The organism is Pseudomonas sp. P4_D7, assembly GCF_056401755.1.
Genome location: NZ_JBFUIR010000165.1, coordinates 1 through 1322 on the forward strand (window position 1 = coordinate 1; position 1322 = coordinate 1322).

Annotated in this window: 1 protein-coding gene; it reads left to right on the forward strand. The window is 56.4% G+C overall.

Going from position 1 to position 1322, the window contains the following annotated elements; translation table 11 throughout:
- Window positions 1–1161, forward strand: a 1161-nt coding sequence (locus AC1DVF_RS29305; RefSeq protein ID WP_477783642.1) for a hypothetical protein, incomplete at its 5' end; no start/stop codon positions are given.
- Between the last annotated feature and the right edge of the window lie 161 nt (window positions 1162–1322).

Genomic DNA, 1322 nt, shown 5'->3' on the forward strand with positions numbered 1-1322 from the left:
ATCATAGATTCCATCAAGCAGTTTATCACGCTCGGAAAGGAGGTCTCCAAGTTGGGTGCAGCACGACTACCCACAATTCAGGACAAGAACGGCAGCTTGACTCAGCGCGATGTGCTCGTTCTTTACCTCGCACATTTGATGCACCTCACCGAAACGGCTCTCGCAGGCGCGGGCTTACCCAGGAACCTTTTGCGCCGGTTCGCTCACCCCGCTTGGAAAGACCATTCCAAGGAAGAAAACGCCAAGGAGATGCGCCGTCTTATGGCGGAGGCGATTGTGCTCGCGCGCTCGGTCGGTGCTGACCTTGCAGACGTCATGGACCTCGCGAGTGCGCTGACGCTTCTTGAACAACTAAAGACCTTGTCCGAGGAATTGCTGCCGGTCGCGTTGATCGGCGAACCTGTGCGGGAGGCCACCGCAGCAGGTGCTGGCGCCCTGCTATCTACGCCAGAAAACACACGCCAGGCCTATCTTATCGTGGACGTTGGAGCAGGCACGACTGACGTCGCAGGTTTTCTTTGCGTCAACAACCCGGACTGGGATAAAGCGCGCGTCTTCGAAATCTCGACAGCCGCTACCGCCATGAATAAGGCGGGTAACATGCTGGATCAGATCCTACACAAATATATTCTCGATAAGAGTTCGCTCACCCAAGACACGACCGAATACCGTTCCGCGTCGCTGGACATCCGGCGACAGCGGCGGGCACTGAAGGAGCAGCTCTTCGCGGAAGGCCGACTGGTCGTTCTGCTTCCGACGGACGAAGCAGTCGAGGTCGAGCTTTCAGCCTTCCTCAATCTGCCTCAGATGCGGGACTTTTCGAAGACGCTCCACGACCTCGTAGCGGAATCGGCCGCGATCGTTGCAGGAGCCGCTTCGCGAATCAAGCTGGTGGCGACTGGAGGTGGCAGTCGGCTGCCGTTTGTGAGAAAGCTGGCGGAAGAAGGAGTTCGGCTCAACAAGCGGCACATTGAGTTCGATCTTGTCGAAGCGATGCCTACTACGCTAGCTGAAACGAACCCCGAACTCAGCGACGCGTTCCCCCAAGTCGCCGTCGCATTTGGCGGATCTCTTCCAGAGCTACCTGAACAACGGTCGAGTGTGCCGACAGGAATAGAGCATGCTCCGAAACGCCTTATCGCACCTATGTACAAGTCGTAGGAAAATCCGGCGGCCCACAGTGATTACTTTGGAAGAGGAGTCAGGCGGAAATTATTTCCGTTGAGTTCTCAACTTGGGTTGGATGTTATGGCGCGTTCTGTCTTCGTGACCGATGCGGCGAACCATTGCTCGACATGAAAGCGTTCGGATGCGTGTTCAAT